Below are 15,660 nucleotides of genomic sequence, written 5' to 3' on the forward strand. Positions count from 1 at the left end.
TACTCACCCCGCAATGCCGGTACCCGTTGAGCGTAAAGCGATTCCACGCTCGCGTTCGGGCTTTTGGAGCAATCAGCGCCGACCCGTGGTGCGTCAGCCGAGCAACGCGCTGCGCAGCTGGTGCCGGTCGGCTTCGGTGATGCCGGAGTCGGCTAGATAGCCATCCAGTGAGCCGAAAGTCTCGTCGATCGTCTGCCATGCCGCGGCCAGGTATTCGGGGCGGACGCCGAGGACGCCATCGGATAACCGGGCCTTGGTGAAGGTCACTACCTCGGGCGTCAGTTCGACGTCGGTGCGCTCTCGGATCATTTCCGAGATCCGGTCACGCAGCTGCGGAACCGCGTCGTTGCTGCGCAGATAATCCGCCAGGATCACCTCGCGGTCCAGGCCGACGGCTTCGAGCACCGTGGCGACCACAAAGCCGGTGCGGTCTTTGCCGGCAAAGCAGTGCGTGAGCACCGGGCGCCCCGCGGCCAGCAGCGTGAACACGCGGTGTACCGCGCGCTGGGCCCCGGTGCGCATCGGGAATTGCCGGTATTCGTCGGCCATGTGGCGGGCGGCGACCTGATCGATCGCCTCGCTGGATTCACCCGCGTCGCCGTCGGTCAGGAGTCGTTTGAACGCCGTCTCATGGGGCGCGTTGTCGTCGGTGCCGGCTTGGTCGTCGGCGAGATCGGGAAACGGCAACAGGTGGACGTCGACCCCGGCCGGCACCTGCCCCGGCCCGCGCCGGGCGACCTCGCGCGACGAGCGCAGGTCGGCGACGTCGGTGATCTTGAATCGGCGTAGGGCGGCACGGCCCTGATCGTCAAGACCGCTCAGCTCGCTGGACCGGAACAGCCGTCCCGGGCGAAGCGCCGCCGTGCTGTCGGCAACGTCGCGAAAATTCCAGGCGCCCGGAAGTTCGGGACCGGTCTCAGCCATGGGAGGTGACCGCCGCCGCGAACGCGGATTTTTCCCGTCCGAGTTCGGCACGTGCGATGGATCGCATGTGCACCTCGTCGGGGCCGTCGAAAATTCGCATCGCGCGATGCCAGCTGTACAGCCGGGCCAGCGGGGTGTCGTTGCTGACGCCCGCGGCGCCGTGCACCTGGATGGCGCGGTCGATGACGTCGCAGGCCACCTGAGGGGCCACCGCCTTGATCATCGCCACAAGATGGCGGGCTTCCTTGTTGCCGTGCCGGTCGATCGTCCACGCCGCCTTCTCGCACAGCAGTCTGGCCTGGTCGATCTCGTTGCGGGATTTGGCGATCGCCTGCTGCACCATGCCCTGCTCGGCCAGCGGCCGACCGAATGCCACCCGGTTGCGGGCGCGGTCCACCATGAGCGCCAACGCGCGTTCGGCCCCGCCCAGCGCTCGCATGCAGTGGTGGATGCGCCCTGGTCCCAGGCGCGCCTGCGCGATCGCGAACCCGGTTCCCTCTTCGCCGAGCAAATTGGTGGCCGGCACCCGGACGTTGTCGTAGACCACCTCGCAGTGGCCGTGCTGATCCTGCCAGCCGAACACCGGCGTCGACCGGGCGATCGTCACCCCCGGGGTATCCATCGGGACCAGGATCATCGACTGTTGCTGATGGGCGGCCGCATCGGGGTTGGTGCGGCCCATCATGATGAGGATCTTGCAGCGGGGATCGGCGGCACCCGACGTCCACCACTTGCGGCCGTTGATGATGTAGTCGGCGCCGTCACGCGAGATGGTGGTCTCGATGTTGCGGGCATCACTGCTGGCCACCGCCGGCTCGGTCATGGAGAAGGCGCTGCGAATCTCGCCGTGCAACAACGGGTCCAGCCACTGCTGGCGCTGCTCGTCGGTGCCGAACATGTGCAGGATCTCCATGTTTCCGGTGTCCGGCGCCGCGCAATTGAGTGCCTCTGGCGCAATCTCGAGACTCCACCCGGTCAACTCGGCCAGCGGCGCGTATTCCAGGTTGGTCAGGCCGGACTCGGCCGGGAGAAACAGGTTCCACAGGCCGCGCGCCTTGGCGTTGGCCTTGAGTTCCTCGACGACGGGCGGGACGGTGTGATCGTTCGGACCGGCGTCTTCGCGGTACTTGTCGTAATCCGCCTCGGCCGGAAATACGTATTCCGTCATGAAGTCGGACAACCGCTGGTGGTAATCGATGGCCTTGGCCGACATCGCGAAGTCCATTCCGCCACGATAGGACACGTGTCACGGCGCCGAATCTGAGGTCGTCAACGCGACACTTAAACGCCTGCCAAGACACGCCGTTGGGTATCGCAATGGCTTAAGTCTGGGCGGGGCTGTCGGCGGGTCCTGCCAGGGTCTGGTCATGGACGCCAGGGAGGCCAGGGCCGCCAGGAGCGAAGACGTGTTCGTGGGCAGCGAGGCGGTGCGGCGGGGGAGGCTGAGCCCGTATCGGCTGCGAACCGAATTCCGCGCCATCTACCCCGACGTCTACCTGCCCGCCCACGCCGCACCGTCGTTTCGAACGCGCTGCAAGGCGGCGTGGCTATGGACGGGCCGGCGGGGCGTGCTGGGCGGGCTTGCGGCCGCCGGGTTGCATGGCTCGGACTGGATCGGCGACGACGAGCCGGTCGAGTTGATCTGGCGAAACCCCCATCCCCCGGCCGGGGTGATCACGCGCAATCAGCGAATCGAGCCCGACGAGGTGACGCGTGTTGCCGGGCTGGCGGTGACCACGCTGGCGCGGACGGCCTTTGACCTGGGGCGGCAGCTACCCGGCGGCGAGTCGGTGGCGCGGCTGGACGCGTTGATGCGGGCGACGGCGTTCTCCGGCGAGGATGTGCTGCTGCTCGCCAAGCGGTACTCGGGAGCGCGCGGGCTGCGGCGGCTGCGCGCCACGCTTCCGCTGGTCGACGCGGGCGCCGCCTCGCCCCGGGAAACCTGGCTGCGGATGGTCTTGATCGATGCGGGCCTGCCCGTTCCCGTCACCCAAATACCGGTGCACCAGAACTGGCGTCTGGTCGCGGTGCTCGACATGGGCTGGCAGAAATACCAAGTGGCTGCCGAGTATGACGGTGACCAGCATCGCTTCGACCGCCGGCAATATGCCCGCGACCAGTGGCGGCTGCGCAAGCTCGACGAGTTGGGCTGGATCGTCATCCGGGTGATCGCCGGGGACGCACCCGAAGACGTCGTCCGTCGGGTCCGCCAAGCCCTGGCCCTGCGGGGCCATCGCGAGACATAAGGGGTTGCGACTTGCTGCGGCGTGTCCGCGCAACCGCTTCAGTGTCGCGTCGGTCGAGGCGCACGATGAACCCCATGACTGAGAGCCGGCCCCCATTTCCGCCGTTCACCTTCGAAACCGCTACCCAGAAGGTCCAGGCCGCCGAGGACGCGTGGAATACCCGCGACCCGCAGCGGGTCAGCCTGGCCTACACAGTGGACTCGCGGTGGCGAAATCGCGACGAGTACGTCGTCGGCAGGGAACAGATCGTCGCCTTCTTGACCCGCAAGTGGCAGCGCGAACTCGACTACTCGCTGCGAAAGAGCCTGTGGAGCTTCGGTGAGGACCGCATTGCGGTGCGGTTCCAGTACGAGTCGCGTGATGCCACGGGTCAGTGGTACCGCAGTTACGGAAACGAACTGTGGGAATTCACCCCCTCGGGACTGATGGCCCGCCGCGAGGCGAGCATCAACGATGTGGCGATCACCGAACCGCAGCGACGCTTCTTCGGCCCGCGACCGGCCGCTGAACACGGCCAAGAGATCCCGATGTGGTGAGCGGCCAGCCGGTGTGACGCGGCGGAAAATACAACGCCATCTTGTGGCGCCACAACACCTGGACCGGTACCGGAGGCCGGGTGAACGGCGCACCATCAAGCGTTGAGTTGATGCTTCGCGATCAGCTCCCCGTGGACAGCGCAAATCGGTGTTTCGGCTGGCACACGTTAAGATAGCCAAGCGCGCAGCCGAGCAAAACGGCAGATGAATCGCGCCGGAGAGTTTAGAGGAAAGTAGACGCGCCATGACAGATCCGCAGACGACGGTGGGCGTGGTGGTCGAGTCCACGCCCGACGAGCGCCGCGTCGCGCTGGTACCCAAGGCGGTCGGCTCGCTGGTGAACAGCGGGGTGGCCGTGGTGGTGGAATCCGGCGCCGGTGAGCGAGCGCTGCTGCCCGACGATCTCTACACCGAAGCCGGCGCCACCATCGGTGATGCGTGGGCCGCCGACGTAGTCGTCAAGGTCGCACCGCCGAGCGCCGACGAGGTCGGCAAGCTGCGCAGCGGGCAGACCCTGATCGGCTTTCTGGCCCCCCGCAATGCCGACAACTCAATCGGTGCGTTGAAGCAAGCCGGTGTCCAGGCCTTTGCGCTGGAAGCCATCCCGCGTATCTCGCGTGCCCAGGTGATGGACGCGTTGTCATCGCAGGCCAACGTGGCCGGCTACAAGGCCGTGCTGCTGGCGGCTTCGGAATCGACTCGGTTCTTCCCGATGCTGACCACCGCGGCGGGCACGGTGAAGCCGGCCACCGTCTTGGTGCTCGGCGTCGGGGTGGCCGGTCTGCAGGCGCTGGCCACGGCCAAGCGGCTGGGCGCCCGGACCACCGGGTACGACGTGCGTCCCGAGGTGGCAGACCAGGTGCGCTCGGTGGGTGCGCAGTGGCTCAACATCGGTATCGATGCCGCCGGTGAGGGCGGGTACGCCCGCGAACTCACCGACGAGGAACGTGCCCAGCAGCAGAAGGCGCTGGAGGCGGCGATCAGCGGTTTCGACGTGGTGATCACCACGGCGCTGGTTCCCGGCCGCCCCGCGCCGCGGTTGGTGACCGCCGCCGCCGTCGAGGCGATGAAGCCCGGCAGCGTGGTGGTGGACCTGGCCGGCGAGACCGGAGGCAACTGCGAACTCACCGAGCCTGGGCGGGTCGTGGTCAAGCACGATGTCACGATCGCCTCGCCGCTCAATCTGCCGGCGACGATGCCCGAGCACGCCAGTGAGCTCTACAGCAAGAACATCACCGCGCTGCTGGATCTGTTGCTCACCGACGGCAAACTGGCCCCGGACTTCGACGACGAAGTCATCGCGGACTCCTGCGTGACCCGCGGCGACGACTGAGAGGACTGCTCAACGATGTACGACGAGCTATTGGCCAACCTGGCGATCCTGGTGCTATCCGGGTTCGTCGGGTTCGCGGTCATCTCCAAGGTGCCCAACACCTTGCACACCCCGCTGATGTCGGGGACCAACGCCATCCACGGCATCGTCGTGCTCGGCGCGCTAGTGGTGTTCGGCGAGTTCGAGCATCCGTCGCTGGCGGTACAGATCATCCTGTTCGTCGCCGTGGTGTTCGGCACGCTCAACGTCATCGGCGGCTTCATCGTCACCGACCGCATGCTGGGCATGTTCAAGGGCAAGAAGAAAGTCGCGGCCGTCAAGGCCGAAAAAGCAGAAGGGTCCGCCGCCAAATGAACTACTTGGTGATCGGCCTCTATATCCTGGCGTTTTCGCTGTTCATCTACGGCTTGATGGGCCTGACCGGGCCGAAGACCGCGGTGCGCGGCAACCTGATCGCCGCGGTGGGCATGGCTATTGCGGTGGCCGCCACGCTGGTCAAGATCAGGCACACCGATCAGTGGGTGCTGATCATCGCGGGCCTGGTCGTGGGTGTCGCACTGGGTGTGCCGCCGGCCCGGTTGACCAAGATGACCGCGATGCCGCAGCTGGTCGCGTTCTTCAACGGCGTCGGCGGCGGCACCGTCGCGCTGATCGCGCTGTCGGAGTTCATCGAGACCAAGGGATTCTCGGCGTTCCAGCACGGCGAGTCGCCGACCGTGCACATCGTGGTGGCCTCGTTGTTTGCGGCGATCATCGGGTCGATCTCGTTCTGGGGCTCGATCATCGCGTTCGGCAAGCTGCAGGAGCTCATCTCCGGCGCGCCGATCGGCTTCGGTAAGGCCCAGCAGCCGGTCAACCTGCTGCTGCTGGTCGGGGCCGTGGTGGCAGCGGTGGTGATCGGTCTAGATGCGCATCCGGGCAGTGGCGGGGTGTCGCTGTGGTGGATGATCGGCCTGCTGGCCGCCGCCGGCGTGCTGGGTCTGATGGTGGTGCTGCCGATCGGCGGTGCCGACATGCCGGTGGTCATCTCGCTGCTCAACGCCATGACCGGGCTGTCCGCCGCGGCGGCGGGTCTGGCGCTGAACAACACCGCGATGATCGTCGCCGGCATGATCGTGGGCGCCTCGGGTTCGATCCTGACCAACCTGATGGCCAAGGCGATGAACCGCTCCATCCCCGCGATCGTCGCGGGTGGCTTCGGTGGCGGGGGCGTGTCTCCCAGTGCTGACGGCGGCGGTGACAAGCACGTCAAGGCCACCTCGGCCGCCGATGCGGCGATTCAGATGGCCTACGCCAACCAGGTGATCGTGGTGCCCGGCTATGGTCTGGCCGTCGCGCAGGCGCAGCACGCGGTCAAGGACATGGCCTCGCTGCTCGAGGACAAGGGTGTGGCGGTGAAGTACGCGATCCACCCGGTCGCCGGCCGGATGCCCGGGCACATGAACGTGCTGCTGGCCGAGGCCGAGGTCGACTACGACGCCATGAAGGACATGGACGACATCAACGACGAGTTCGCCCGCACCGATGTGGCGATCGTCATCGGCGCCAACGACGTGACCAACCCGGCGGCGCGCAACGACGCGTCCAGCCCGATTTACGGGATGCCGATTCTCAACGTCGACAAGGCCAAGTCGGTGATCGTGCTGAAGCGTTCGATGAACTCCGGGTTCGCCGGGATCGACAACCCGCTGTTTTACGGCGAGGGAACCACGATGCTGTTCGGTGACGCGAAGAAGTCGGTCACGGAGGTCGCCGAAGAACTCAAGGCGCTGTAGCGCGCCTCGAGAGCCGGGCTCGGCGGGCCCGGCTCTCGAGGCGCCTAGACGGGCGGGTAGGCCGGTGGCGGGTAGCCGTTGCCGTCGGTTACCCCGCGCAAGCCCCACGTCAGGTAGTTGAAGAAGAACTCGATCTCGTCGCTAGCGTCGTAGTCAGGACTCGGATCCATTACTCCACCTCTCGACTCGCGACTTCGTCCGCTAGTCGACTCGCGACTTCGTCCGCTAGCGAGTCTAGCCCCAACCGCGCCGGTGCAACAGGCGGTGCAGCCGTTGCATAGACTGTCCAACCAGTTGATTGGTAAATGCCTGATTCTGTGGCCCGCCCGGCTCGGCCAGGCAGTGACGATAGCGAGGGCAAATGCCGTCCGAAACTGGACTTTCACGTCGTGAGGAGTTGCTGGCAGTAGCGACTAAGTTGTTTGCTGTCAGGGGCTATCACGGCACTCGGATGGACGACGTCGCCGACGTGATCGGGCTGAACAAGGCGACGGTTTACCATTATTACGCCAGCAAGTCGCTGATCCTGTTCGACATCTACCGCCAGGCCGCCGAGGGCACCCTGGGCGCGTTGCACGCCGAGCCGTCGTGGACGGCTCGCGAGGCGCTCTATCAATACACCGTCCGGTTGCTCACCGGAATCGCCGACAACCCCGAGCGCGCCGCGGTGTACTTCCAGGAGCAGCCCTATATCGCCGAGTGGTTTACCCCCGAGCAGGTTGCCGAGGTCCGCGAAAAGGAAGCCCAGGTTCACGAGCACGTGCATGGCCTGATCGACCGCGGGATCGCCAGCGGGGAGTTCTACGAGTGCGATTCGCACGTGGTGGCGCTGGGCTATATCGGGATGACGCTGGGTAGTTACCGCTGGCTGCGGCCACACGGTCGGCGTACGGCCAGAGAGATCGCGGCCGAGTTCAGCACCGCTTTGCTGCGCGGGCTCATTCGCGATGAATCCATTCGCAACCAGTCGCCGCTGGGGTCGTGAAGTCGGCAGGTTCCTAGCCGGGGTTGATCGCCGGAAGCCTTTGCAGCACCGGCCCGATGGCATTGGTGACCAACGAAATGTCGGTGACGCCCGGCTGGCCCAGGAAGAAATTCAGATCCGTGTCCAGGGACGGAAGATACGGATAGGCATTCGGTAGCGCCGATGCCGGCAGCAGGCCAAGATCCACCGCCAAGGCGGTGGATCCGTGCACGGCCCCGATGACCAGATCGGTGCCGATCACAAAGGGGTTGGGTATCGGGAACAGCGTGGCCGGGGTGGGGACGTTCGCGTAATCCTGGCCGGATCCCCAATCCGAATAGCCCAGGTCCACCAGCACCCGCAGGTCGGGCTGGATGAAGTCGGCTATCGGGTTGCCGATGAAGGGGATGGCGCGAACCGGTTCGAGTAGCGGCAGGTTCTTCGTCATGAACATGTAGTAGGTGGTGTTGCTGGTGTAGTCGGGTGAGGTTGGCAGCTGGACGGCGTTACTGACGTCGAGATACGGATACAGCTCGTGTTGGCCGAGGCTCATCAAGGTGTTGAGGTCGGACAGGATGTTGAGCGGGTATCGAGGGAAATCACTGGTGGGGTCGTATTGGGTGGCGTAGATGGTGGTCGGGTAAGGGGTGTCCGGCGGGGTCGGCGAGGTAAACGTCAAGTCCACGAAGGGGATGTGCATTCCGGGGAAGCGGATGAAGATCCCTCCGTTGGGGGTGGCGGGATTGCCGGCCAGCACGAAGGACAGGTCACTGGGGTCCGGTCGCATGTCGACGGGCAGGGCCATCAGGCGCTGCATTTCCTGGGTGGCCACCACCGCGCTTTGTGAGAATCCGAAATTGATGACGTGCTGGCCCCCGTTGATCTGCACGCTGAGTGCGTTATTCAGGTCGATGACGCCTTCGGCGACCGACTGATTGAGCGTCAGGCCCGAGGTGAGCGGCCAGAACTGTGCGGGATAAGACAGGCCCACCGAGGTCGCGCCGGGGAAGAAGGGCTGGATGAATGCGTTGTTGATGGTCGTCACGTACAAGGGGAACGGTTGCGGGTCGAAGGTTCCGCCCATGATCAACGCGAATTCGGGGGTCAGCGACGGCTCGTTTGGTTGGGGATTAGGTCCGGTGGCGATGTTGGAGCCGACATAGGTATAAGCCGGGTCCCACAGCTGTATGAACGGCTCGCTGAATTCGCCCACCGCGTTCGTCAGTGCCTCGGCGTTGTCGACCTCCGCCTGGGCGAATATGCCCCCGGCATTGGCCAGCAGTTCGGTGAATTCGTTGTGAAACGCACTTACCTGGGTCAGGACCGCCTGGGCCGACAGCCCGTAGCCGCCGAATACCTTCGAGACGACGGTCGACACTTCGTCGGCTGCCGCCGCCAGCAGGTTGGTCGTCGGGTCGGCGGCGGCCAAGCTGGCGTCGGAGAGCGCCGATCCGATGCCGCCGATATCCGCGGCCGCCGTGCTCAAGAATTCAGCGATGGTTAGCATATACGACATATCGCCGCCTTCCCCGCAATCCGGGCGCTTCACCGTCGTTCAGAGACGACACTCAACCCGGTCATCACGCAACCTGAGTTCTAGTGCGAGCGTAGAACGGTTCTAGTCGACAGTTGGGGCGATTTAAAAAAGCTTTTACGCCAATGGCACATTGTGCGTTCGTTTTCGGTGCGGCTGGAATGCGCGGCCGCCGCGCACCGCGGAGGGAATCAATCCCAGGACCAGGGCTCCGGCGTTGTTGATTAGCAGGCTTGTGAGCTGGGTTGATGATCTTTGGTGCCGCGCTATTGGGGCCGGAGTGTAGGCACGGGCTATCTGGAGAACGATCGAGTTGGTTACTGTTCGTCGTTGGTCTGGAGTTGCCCGTGCCTACCGTTTCAGTATTGCCTGTGTCGTCGGTTCCAGAGGTGTTCGACCGCTGGAGTCCTGGTGAGCGCAGCGAGCTCATCGGATCGGAGTTTCTCGATGTGTTGGCCTCGGTGCCAGACCCGAGGGACCCACGCGGTCGGAGGTATTCGCTGATGGCTTTGTTGGCGATCGCGGTTCTGGCCACTGCCGCGGGGATGCGCGGCTATGCTGGTTTTGCCACATGGGCGGCCACCGCTCCCGATGATGTGTTGGCCCAATTAGGGGTCCGGTTCCGGCGGCCCAGTGAGAAGACCTTCCGCGCTGTTTTGTCTCGGCTAGACCCCGCCGACCTCAACGCCAGGATGGGCAGTTACTTCACTGCACACGTGGCCAGCAGCGACCCCAGTGGATTGGTGCCGATCGCGTTGGACGGCAAGATGCTGCGTGGTGCTTTACGCGCCAAAGCGACAGCCACGCATCTCGTGTCGGTGTTCGCCCACCGTGCCCGATTGGTGCTCGGTCAACTCGCTGTCGCCGAGAAAAGCAATGAAATTCCCTGCGTACGTGCCCTGCTCACGCTGCTGCCGGGTAGCTTGCGGTGGCTGGTCACCGTGGATGCGATGCATACCCAGGTCGTCACCGCGAAGTTGATCTGCGCCACCTTGAAGTCGCACTACCTGATGATCGTCAAGTCCAACCAAGCCAAAATACTTGCGCGTATCACCGCGCTGCCCTGGGCCGAGGTGCCCACAGCCGCTACCGACGACTCCCGCGGCCACGGCCGTGTCGAGACCCGCACCCTGCAAATCATCACCGCTGCACGAGGAATCGGCTTCCCCTACGCAAAACAAATCATCCGGATCACTCGTGAACGCTTGATCACCGCCACCGACCAGCGCAGCGTGGAGGTGGTCTATGCCATCTGCAGCCTGCCGTTCGAGCACGCCCGCCCTACCGCGATCATGACCTGGATGCGTCAACACTGGGGAATCGAGAACAGCCTGCACTGGATACGCGACGTCACCTTCGACGAAGACCGTCAAAGGGCACATACCGGAAACGGCGCACAGGTCCTAGCAACGCTACGCAACACCGCGATCAATCTGCACCGCCTCAACGGCGCCGACAACATCGCCGAAGCCTGCCGGATCACCGCTTTGACCGCCAACCGCCGCCTAGACCTCCTCAATCCACAATTCCCCAGCTCACAAGCCTGCTAATCAACAACGCCGGAGCCCTGTCGTATTGGGCGGTGTAAATGGCGGTGGGATAGGGCGAATCCGGCGGGGTCGCGCCATTGAACAACACATCCACAATCGGGAGGTAAAGACCGTTGAAGCGTTCGAGGACGCCGCCGTCGGGGTTGTTCGGATTGCCGGTCAGCACAAACGACAACTGGCTGGGACTGGGCGGATTCAGCTGGCTCATGAAAGCGCGTATTTGGTTGGTGGCAATCGTGGCGCTTTGCGAGTAGCCGAAGACGACGGCGGTGTTTGCCGGGTCGCTGAGTTGGGCACTGAGCGCATCTCGCAATATGGCCACACCCTGGGCGACGGATTGGCCGAACGTCAGGCTGCCCAGATTGCTGGTAAATGGCCAGAGTTGCTCCGGCGTGAAGAGGACCTGTGTGGTGAACCCCGGGAAATGGGGATCGATGAAGAGATCTTGGACCGCCGTCACATACGTCGCGTCGGGCCAAGGTATTGCGGTGCCGCCCATGACGAACGCGACGTGGGTGCCCGCGGCCAGTGGGCCCGTCGCCGAAGTCACCGCGGCGGTGCCGAAGGCCCCACCCAGCAACGTCTGGGCTTGCGTGTTGAGCGCACCAAGCGCGTTGGAAGCTTCGGTGATCGCGTAGCTATCCCCCGCGGTCGCCAGCAACCGGGTGAACTCCGTTTGGAATGCGCCGGCTTGCGCGACGACGGACTGGTATTCCTGGCCGAACATGCCGAACAGTTTTGCGATGGCTCCCGAAACCTCGTCCGCGGCCGCGGCCGCCACACCGGTGGTCGGACCCGCAACGGCGGCGCTGGCCGCCTTGATCGCCGACCCGATCCCGTCCAGGTCGGTTGCCGCGGTCGTCAACATCTCGGGCGACGTGATCACGTACGACATATCCGCGCCCTTTCTAGACCGGGGCCGCTCGGCTGGGCCGGGACAAACCCGGAACCGGCGGAGCTGAGGTACGCAACCGACAGTAGAGCGAATCCGCGGGCCAGCGCGGCATTTTCCGCAAGCTATTGCTAGTGCCACTCATGGAAGCCACTCATGGAAAGACAGGTGGCGGAATCAGATGAAATATGTCTCCGAGGCCACCGCTGAGCAGCGATAGCAGCGTCACGCTCGGCTGGCCGAGGTAGAAATTCAGGCCCGGGTTGAGCGAGGGCACCCATGGATAGGTGTCGGGGAAGGACTCCGGTCCCAACAATCCGGCTTCGACCCCGATTTCCACCGCGGCACCGTAGGGCGCTTGCAGGCTCCCCTTGAGCAGGTAGTAGCTGACGGCGAACGGGTTGGGCACCGACAACAGTCCGGCCGGGGTGGGCACGTCCGCGTAGCTCAGGCCCGGTCCGTAATCGGAGTAGCCCAAGTCGACGAGCACCCGAAGTTGGGGCTGGATCAGGTCGGCGAGCGGTGGTCCGGCATAGGGGATGTCGCGAATCGGTTGGACCAGCGGCAGGTCCTGGGTCAAGTACATGTAGTAGTCGGTGTTGCCGGTGTAACCCGGAGACGTCGGCAACTGGATCGCTTGTCCCGACATCAGATCCGGGTAATTCCCGTGCACTTAGAAGTACCCCATGATGGCGTTGATGTCCGACAGGATGTTCAGCGGGTACTGCGGAGCGTGCGCGATCCCGTCGTATTGCGCCGTGAAGATCGAGGTCGGGTAGGGGTTGGCCGCGGGGGTCGCACCGTTGAACGGCACGTCCAGGAACGGGATGTAGAAGCCCGGGAAGCGGGCCAGCAGGCCGCCGTCGGGATGGTTGGGGGCGCCGACCATGATGAACGACAGGTCGCCAGGGTCGGGGGCACCGGTCCCCATCGCCATCAGCGCCAGGATTTCGTTGTTGACGATGGTGGCGCTCTGCGAGTAGCCGAACGCGACGACCTTGTTGCCCAGAGCCAGCTGCGTGTTGATGGCGTCGTTCAGCAGCGTCACGCCTTGCGCGACGGACTGGTTGAACGTCAAGTTGCCCAGCCCGGGAGTCACCGGCCAGAACTGTTCGGGAGTAAACAACGCTTGTGGGATGGCTCCGGAGAACAGCGGCTGGATGTAGTTGTTGTTGATGTCCGAAACGTAGCCGGGCCCGGGCAGTGGGACGCTGGTGCCGCCCATGATCAGCGCGACTACCGGATCGGCCATCAGGGTCGAGCTGACCGCGGTGAGGGCACCGGCGCTGCCCGCGCCTCCGGTGCCGATCGCCGCCGGCCCCAACAGCGACTGGATCGGTGTGGTGATGGCGGTGAGCGCGTCAGACACCCCGGCGGTTATCAGGCTCGCGTTCGCGGCTTCGGCTTGCGCATAGGCGGCTCCCGCGGCCGCCAGCGCGCGAGTGAATTCGGTATGGAAAGCCGACGCCTGGGCGATGGCCGCCTGGTACTCCTGGCCGTAGGCGCTGAAGACCTTCGCGATCGCTGCCGATACCTCGTCCTGTGCCGCCGCCAGCAGGCTCGAGGTTGGGGCCGCGGCCGCCGAATTGGCCACCTGGAGCGTCGCGGCGATTCCGTCTACATCGGTGGCCGCCGACGCTAATAGGCCGGGCGCTGTGAGAACGTACGACATCTCCCCGTCCTTCCCCGCAATCCGGGCCCAGGCCCGGTCGATCAGGACCAACCCGGAACCGCGGGTATTAGGTATCAATCAGAGGGTAAAACGGTGTCGCCGTTAATTCCGGCGTTTGGGCAACCTCTTAGGGCTGGCCGGCCGGCTTCAGGTGCTTGTCGAGGAAGCCGAGTTGATCGGCCACTACGTGTTCGAAGGCGTCGCCGAGATAGATGGCGAAGTGCCCCTCTGGATAACGGATGACCTCACCGCGAGGAGCCCGGGCGGCGTAGCGCAGGGTGGGACCGGCGGGCGCGACGGAATCGGTTTCGCACACGCAGAACAGGATTGGGCAGGCGATCTTGCGCGCGCTGCGTCCCGGACGGTAGCCAAGCACCTTGATCCCGATCCGGGCCGCGACCTCATTGGGCACCTGGGTGCCCTGCCGCATCAGGCCCAGGTAGCCCGGGTAGGCGTCCGGAGCGGTCATCAGGGCAACCTCGCCCGGTTTGCCCGCGGTGGGAATCATCACCGGCGGCCTGCCCAACCGGGATCCGATGAGGTCGCGCATCGACCGCGCCGTGACACGGATGGCCGTGGTCGGCGCGATCGCGAGCACCGAGGCGATGCCATCGGTGAACGGGCACTGCGCCACCACCGCGGCGATGCCCGGTAGCCGGGCCGCCGTCGCGATCACATGCCCGCCGCCGAAAGAGGTGCCCCGCAGGCCGATCCGGGCCTGGTCGACCCCGTCGCAGGTGCGCGCGTAGGCCACCGCCGCCGCCCAGTCCTGCAGCTGCATTCTGATGTCGAGTAGCTGGCGGGGCTGGCCCTCGCTGTCGCCGAAGTTGCGGTAGTCGAACACCAGGCAGGCGTAGCCGGCCGCGCTGAACCGTTGTGCGTAGGCGTCCAGGCGCATGGTGCGAACCGCGCCCAGACCATGCGCCATGACCAGCATAGGCACCGGGCGCGCGGGGTCGGCGCCGGCGGGCCGGTAGAGCCACGCGCTGATCAATGCCTCGCCGCAGGGGAACCGCACGTCCTGGCGTTGTGTCATCGGGGCTCTCCTTTGCGGCAGGGGCCGACGGCGTTCGTCACCTCCAAGAATTATGGACTACTGTCTAGAAAAGTTGCAGCGTTGCGGCGGGATGGAGGACACCCCATGGCGATCCGGGTTGCTCACGTCGGAACCGGAAACGTCGGGCGGCTGGCCCTGAGCGAGCTGGTGACCAACCCGGCGTTCGAGCTGACCGCGGTGTGTGTATCCACGCCCGAGAAGGTGGGCCGTGACGCCGGCGACCTCGCCGGGGTGGGTATCGAGACCGGGATCGCGGCGATCAACGATCTGGATGCGGTGCTGGCCACCGCGCCCGAGTGCGTCGTCTACTGCGCGATGGGAGACACCCGGCTGCCCGACGCAATGGCGGACGTGATGCGCATCCTGGCGGCCGGCAGCAATGTCGTGGGCTCTTCGCCCGGCTTGCTGCAATACCCCTGGGGCGTTATCCCCGACAAATACATTGCCCGGGTGCAACGCGCTGCCGAGCAGGGGAACTCGAGCATCTTCATCACCGGTGTCGACCCGGGGTTCATCAACGACCTCCTGCCGTTTGCCTTGGCCGGAACCTGTCAGCGCATCGAGCAGGTGCGCTGCATGGAGATCCACGACTATGCCTCCTATGACGGCGCAGAGGTCATGCACTACATGGGGTTCGGCAGATCCCTGGACGAGGTGCCCATGCTGCTGCAGCCGGGCGTGCTCGGCATTGCCTGGGGGACGGCGATCCGCCAGTTGGCGGCCGGCCTGGGTATCGAGGTTGACGAAATCACCGAGTCATATCAGCGTGAACCGGCGCCGGAAGATTTTGAGATCGCGGTGGGGCCGGTGGCCAAGGGCGCCCAAGCCGTGCTGCAATTCGAGATCCGGGGCATGGTCGACGGGCAGGCCGCCATCGTCATCGAGCACATCACCCGGTTGCGGCCCGACCTACGACCCGATTGGCCCCAACCCGCCTCCGGTGGAGGGTCCTATCGCATCGAAATCACCGGCGAGCCGTCCTATGCCGTGGACATCGTTCCGAGCAGCCGCAACGGCGATCACAACCACGCCGCCATCGTCGGCGCCGCGGGCCGCATCGTCAACGCGATCCCGGCGGTCCTCACGGCGACACCGGGCATCAGGACGACACTGGACTTGCCCCTAATCACGGGTAAAGGGCTGTACACGCCCATGGTCTCCAACTAACCGAAAGGAT

At 65.2% G+C, this 15,660-nt stretch carries 14 protein-coding genes and 1 pseudogene; 8 read left to right on the plus strand and 7 right to left on the minus strand.

The window, feature by feature from the left end; translation table 11 throughout:
• Positions 1-93: 93 nt before the first annotated feature.
• Positions 94-924 (minus strand): tyrosine-protein phosphatase, encoded by an 831-nt coding sequence (locus MPSD_RS02360; RefSeq protein ID WP_086085756.1) that lies wholly within the window; start codon positions 922-924, stop codon positions 94-96.
• Entirely contained in the window at positions 917-2,137 is a 1,221-nt protein-coding gene (locus tag MPSD_RS02365) for an acyl-CoA dehydrogenase family protein (protein WP_161628252.1), read from the minus strand. The genes MPSD_RS02360 and MPSD_RS02365 overlap by 8 nt, the downstream gene beginning before the upstream one ends.
• A 154-nt stretch (positions 2,138-2,291) precedes the next feature.
• Between MPSD_RS02365 and MPSD_RS02370 the strand changes: the two genes are divergently transcribed.
• The 5 genes from MPSD_RS02370 (at position 2,292) to MPSD_RS02390 (ending at position 6,814) form a co-directional block, all read left to right on the plus strand.
• Entirely contained in the window at positions 2,292-3,170 is an 879-nt protein-coding gene (locus MPSD_RS02370; protein WP_036425928.1) for a hypothetical protein, read from the plus strand.
• 74 nt (positions 3,171-3,244) lie between these two features.
• Entirely contained in the window at positions 3,245-3,706 is a 462-nt protein-coding gene (locus MPSD_RS02375) for a nuclear transport factor 2 family protein (RefSeq protein WP_020785114.1), read from the plus strand.
• Between the two features lie 244 nt (positions 3,707-3,950).
• Positions 3,951-5,039 (plus strand): Re/Si-specific NAD(P)(+) transhydrogenase subunit alpha, encoded by a 1,089-nt coding sequence (locus MPSD_RS02380; protein ID WP_015354153.1) that lies wholly within the window; start codon positions 3,951-3,953, stop codon positions 5,037-5,039.
• Between the two features lie 15 nt (positions 5,040-5,054).
• Positions 5,055-5,393 (plus strand): NAD(P) transhydrogenase subunit alpha part 2, encoded by a 339-nt coding sequence (locus MPSD_RS02385; protein WP_020785113.1) that lies wholly within the window; start codon positions 5,055-5,057, stop codon positions 5,391-5,393.
• Positions 5,390-6,814, plus strand: coding sequence for an NAD(P)(+) transhydrogenase (Re/Si-specific) subunit beta (locus MPSD_RS02390; protein WP_012392359.1), 1,425 nt, complete (start codon positions 5,390-5,392; stop codon positions 6,812-6,814). Before MPSD_RS02385 ends, MPSD_RS02390 begins: the two co-directional genes overlap by 4 nt.
• Positions 6,815-6,858: 44 nt before the next feature.
• On the opposite strand, the gene MPSD_RS02395 is transcribed toward MPSD_RS02390, so the two are convergent.
• Entirely contained in the window at positions 6,859-6,984 is a 126-nt protein-coding gene (locus tag MPSD_RS02395; RefSeq protein ID WP_012392360.1) for a hypothetical protein, read from the minus strand.
• A gap of 191 nt (positions 6,985-7,175) precedes the next feature.
• On the opposite strand from MPSD_RS02395, the gene MPSD_RS02400 reads away from it, so the two are divergent.
• Complete coding sequence (locus MPSD_RS02400) at positions 7,176-7,799, plus strand: TetR/AcrR family transcriptional regulator (protein ID WP_036425926.1); 624 nt, start codon at positions 7,176-7,178, stop codon at positions 7,797-7,799.
• Positions 7,800-7,812: 13 nt separating this feature from the next.
• Here the strand turns inward: MPSD_RS02400 and MPSD_RS02405 are convergent, their stop codons facing one another.
• Entirely contained in the window at positions 7,813-9,294 is a 1,482-nt protein-coding gene (locus MPSD_RS02405) for a PE-PPE domain-containing protein (RefSeq protein ID WP_086085757.1), read from the minus strand.
• Between the two features lie 365 nt (positions 9,295-9,659).
• Between MPSD_RS02405 and MPSD_RS02415 the strand changes: the two genes are divergently transcribed.
• The gene (locus MPSD_RS02415; RefSeq protein WP_420811857.1) at positions 9,660-10,862 is read left to right on the plus strand and encodes an ISAs1-like element IS2404/ISMul1 family transposase; all 1,203 of its coding nucleotides are present in this window, start codon (positions 9,660-9,662) and stop codon (positions 10,860-10,862) included.
• Here MPSD_RS02415 and MPSD_RS30390 read toward each other — a convergent pair.
• From MPSD_RS30390 to MPSD_RS02430, 3 genes and pseudogenes are all read right to left on the minus strand, one after another.
• On the minus strand, positions 10,828-11,757 hold the full coding sequence (locus MPSD_RS30390; protein ID WP_272897061.1) for a PE-PPE domain-containing protein: 930 nt from the start codon (positions 11,755-11,757) through the stop codon (positions 10,828-10,830). The two genes, MPSD_RS02415 and MPSD_RS30390, sit on opposite strands and share 35 nt — an antisense overlap.
• 151 nt (positions 11,758-11,908) lie before the next feature.
• A pseudogene (locus MPSD_RS02425) lies at positions 11,909-13,426 on the minus strand (PE family protein).
• Positions 13,427-13,553: 127 nt separating this feature from the next.
• Positions 13,554-14,462 (minus strand): alpha/beta hydrolase, encoded by a 909-nt coding sequence (locus MPSD_RS02430; RefSeq protein ID WP_086085801.1) that lies wholly within the window; start codon positions 14,460-14,462, stop codon positions 13,554-13,556.
• A 105-nt stretch (positions 14,463-14,567) separates the two neighbouring features.
• On the opposite strand from MPSD_RS02430, the gene MPSD_RS02435 reads away from it, so the two are divergent.
• Positions 14,568-15,650, plus strand: coding sequence for an NAD(P)H-dependent amine dehydrogenase family protein (locus MPSD_RS02435; RefSeq protein ID WP_015354158.1), 1,083 nt, complete (start codon positions 14,568-14,570; stop codon positions 15,648-15,650).
• The last annotated feature ends 10 nt before the right edge of the window (positions 15,651-15,660 follow it).

This window comes from Mycobacterium pseudoshottsii JCM 15466 (assembly GCF_003584745.1).
Lineage (GTDB): Bacteria > Actinomycetota > Actinomycetes > Mycobacteriales > Mycobacteriaceae > Mycobacterium > Mycobacterium marinum.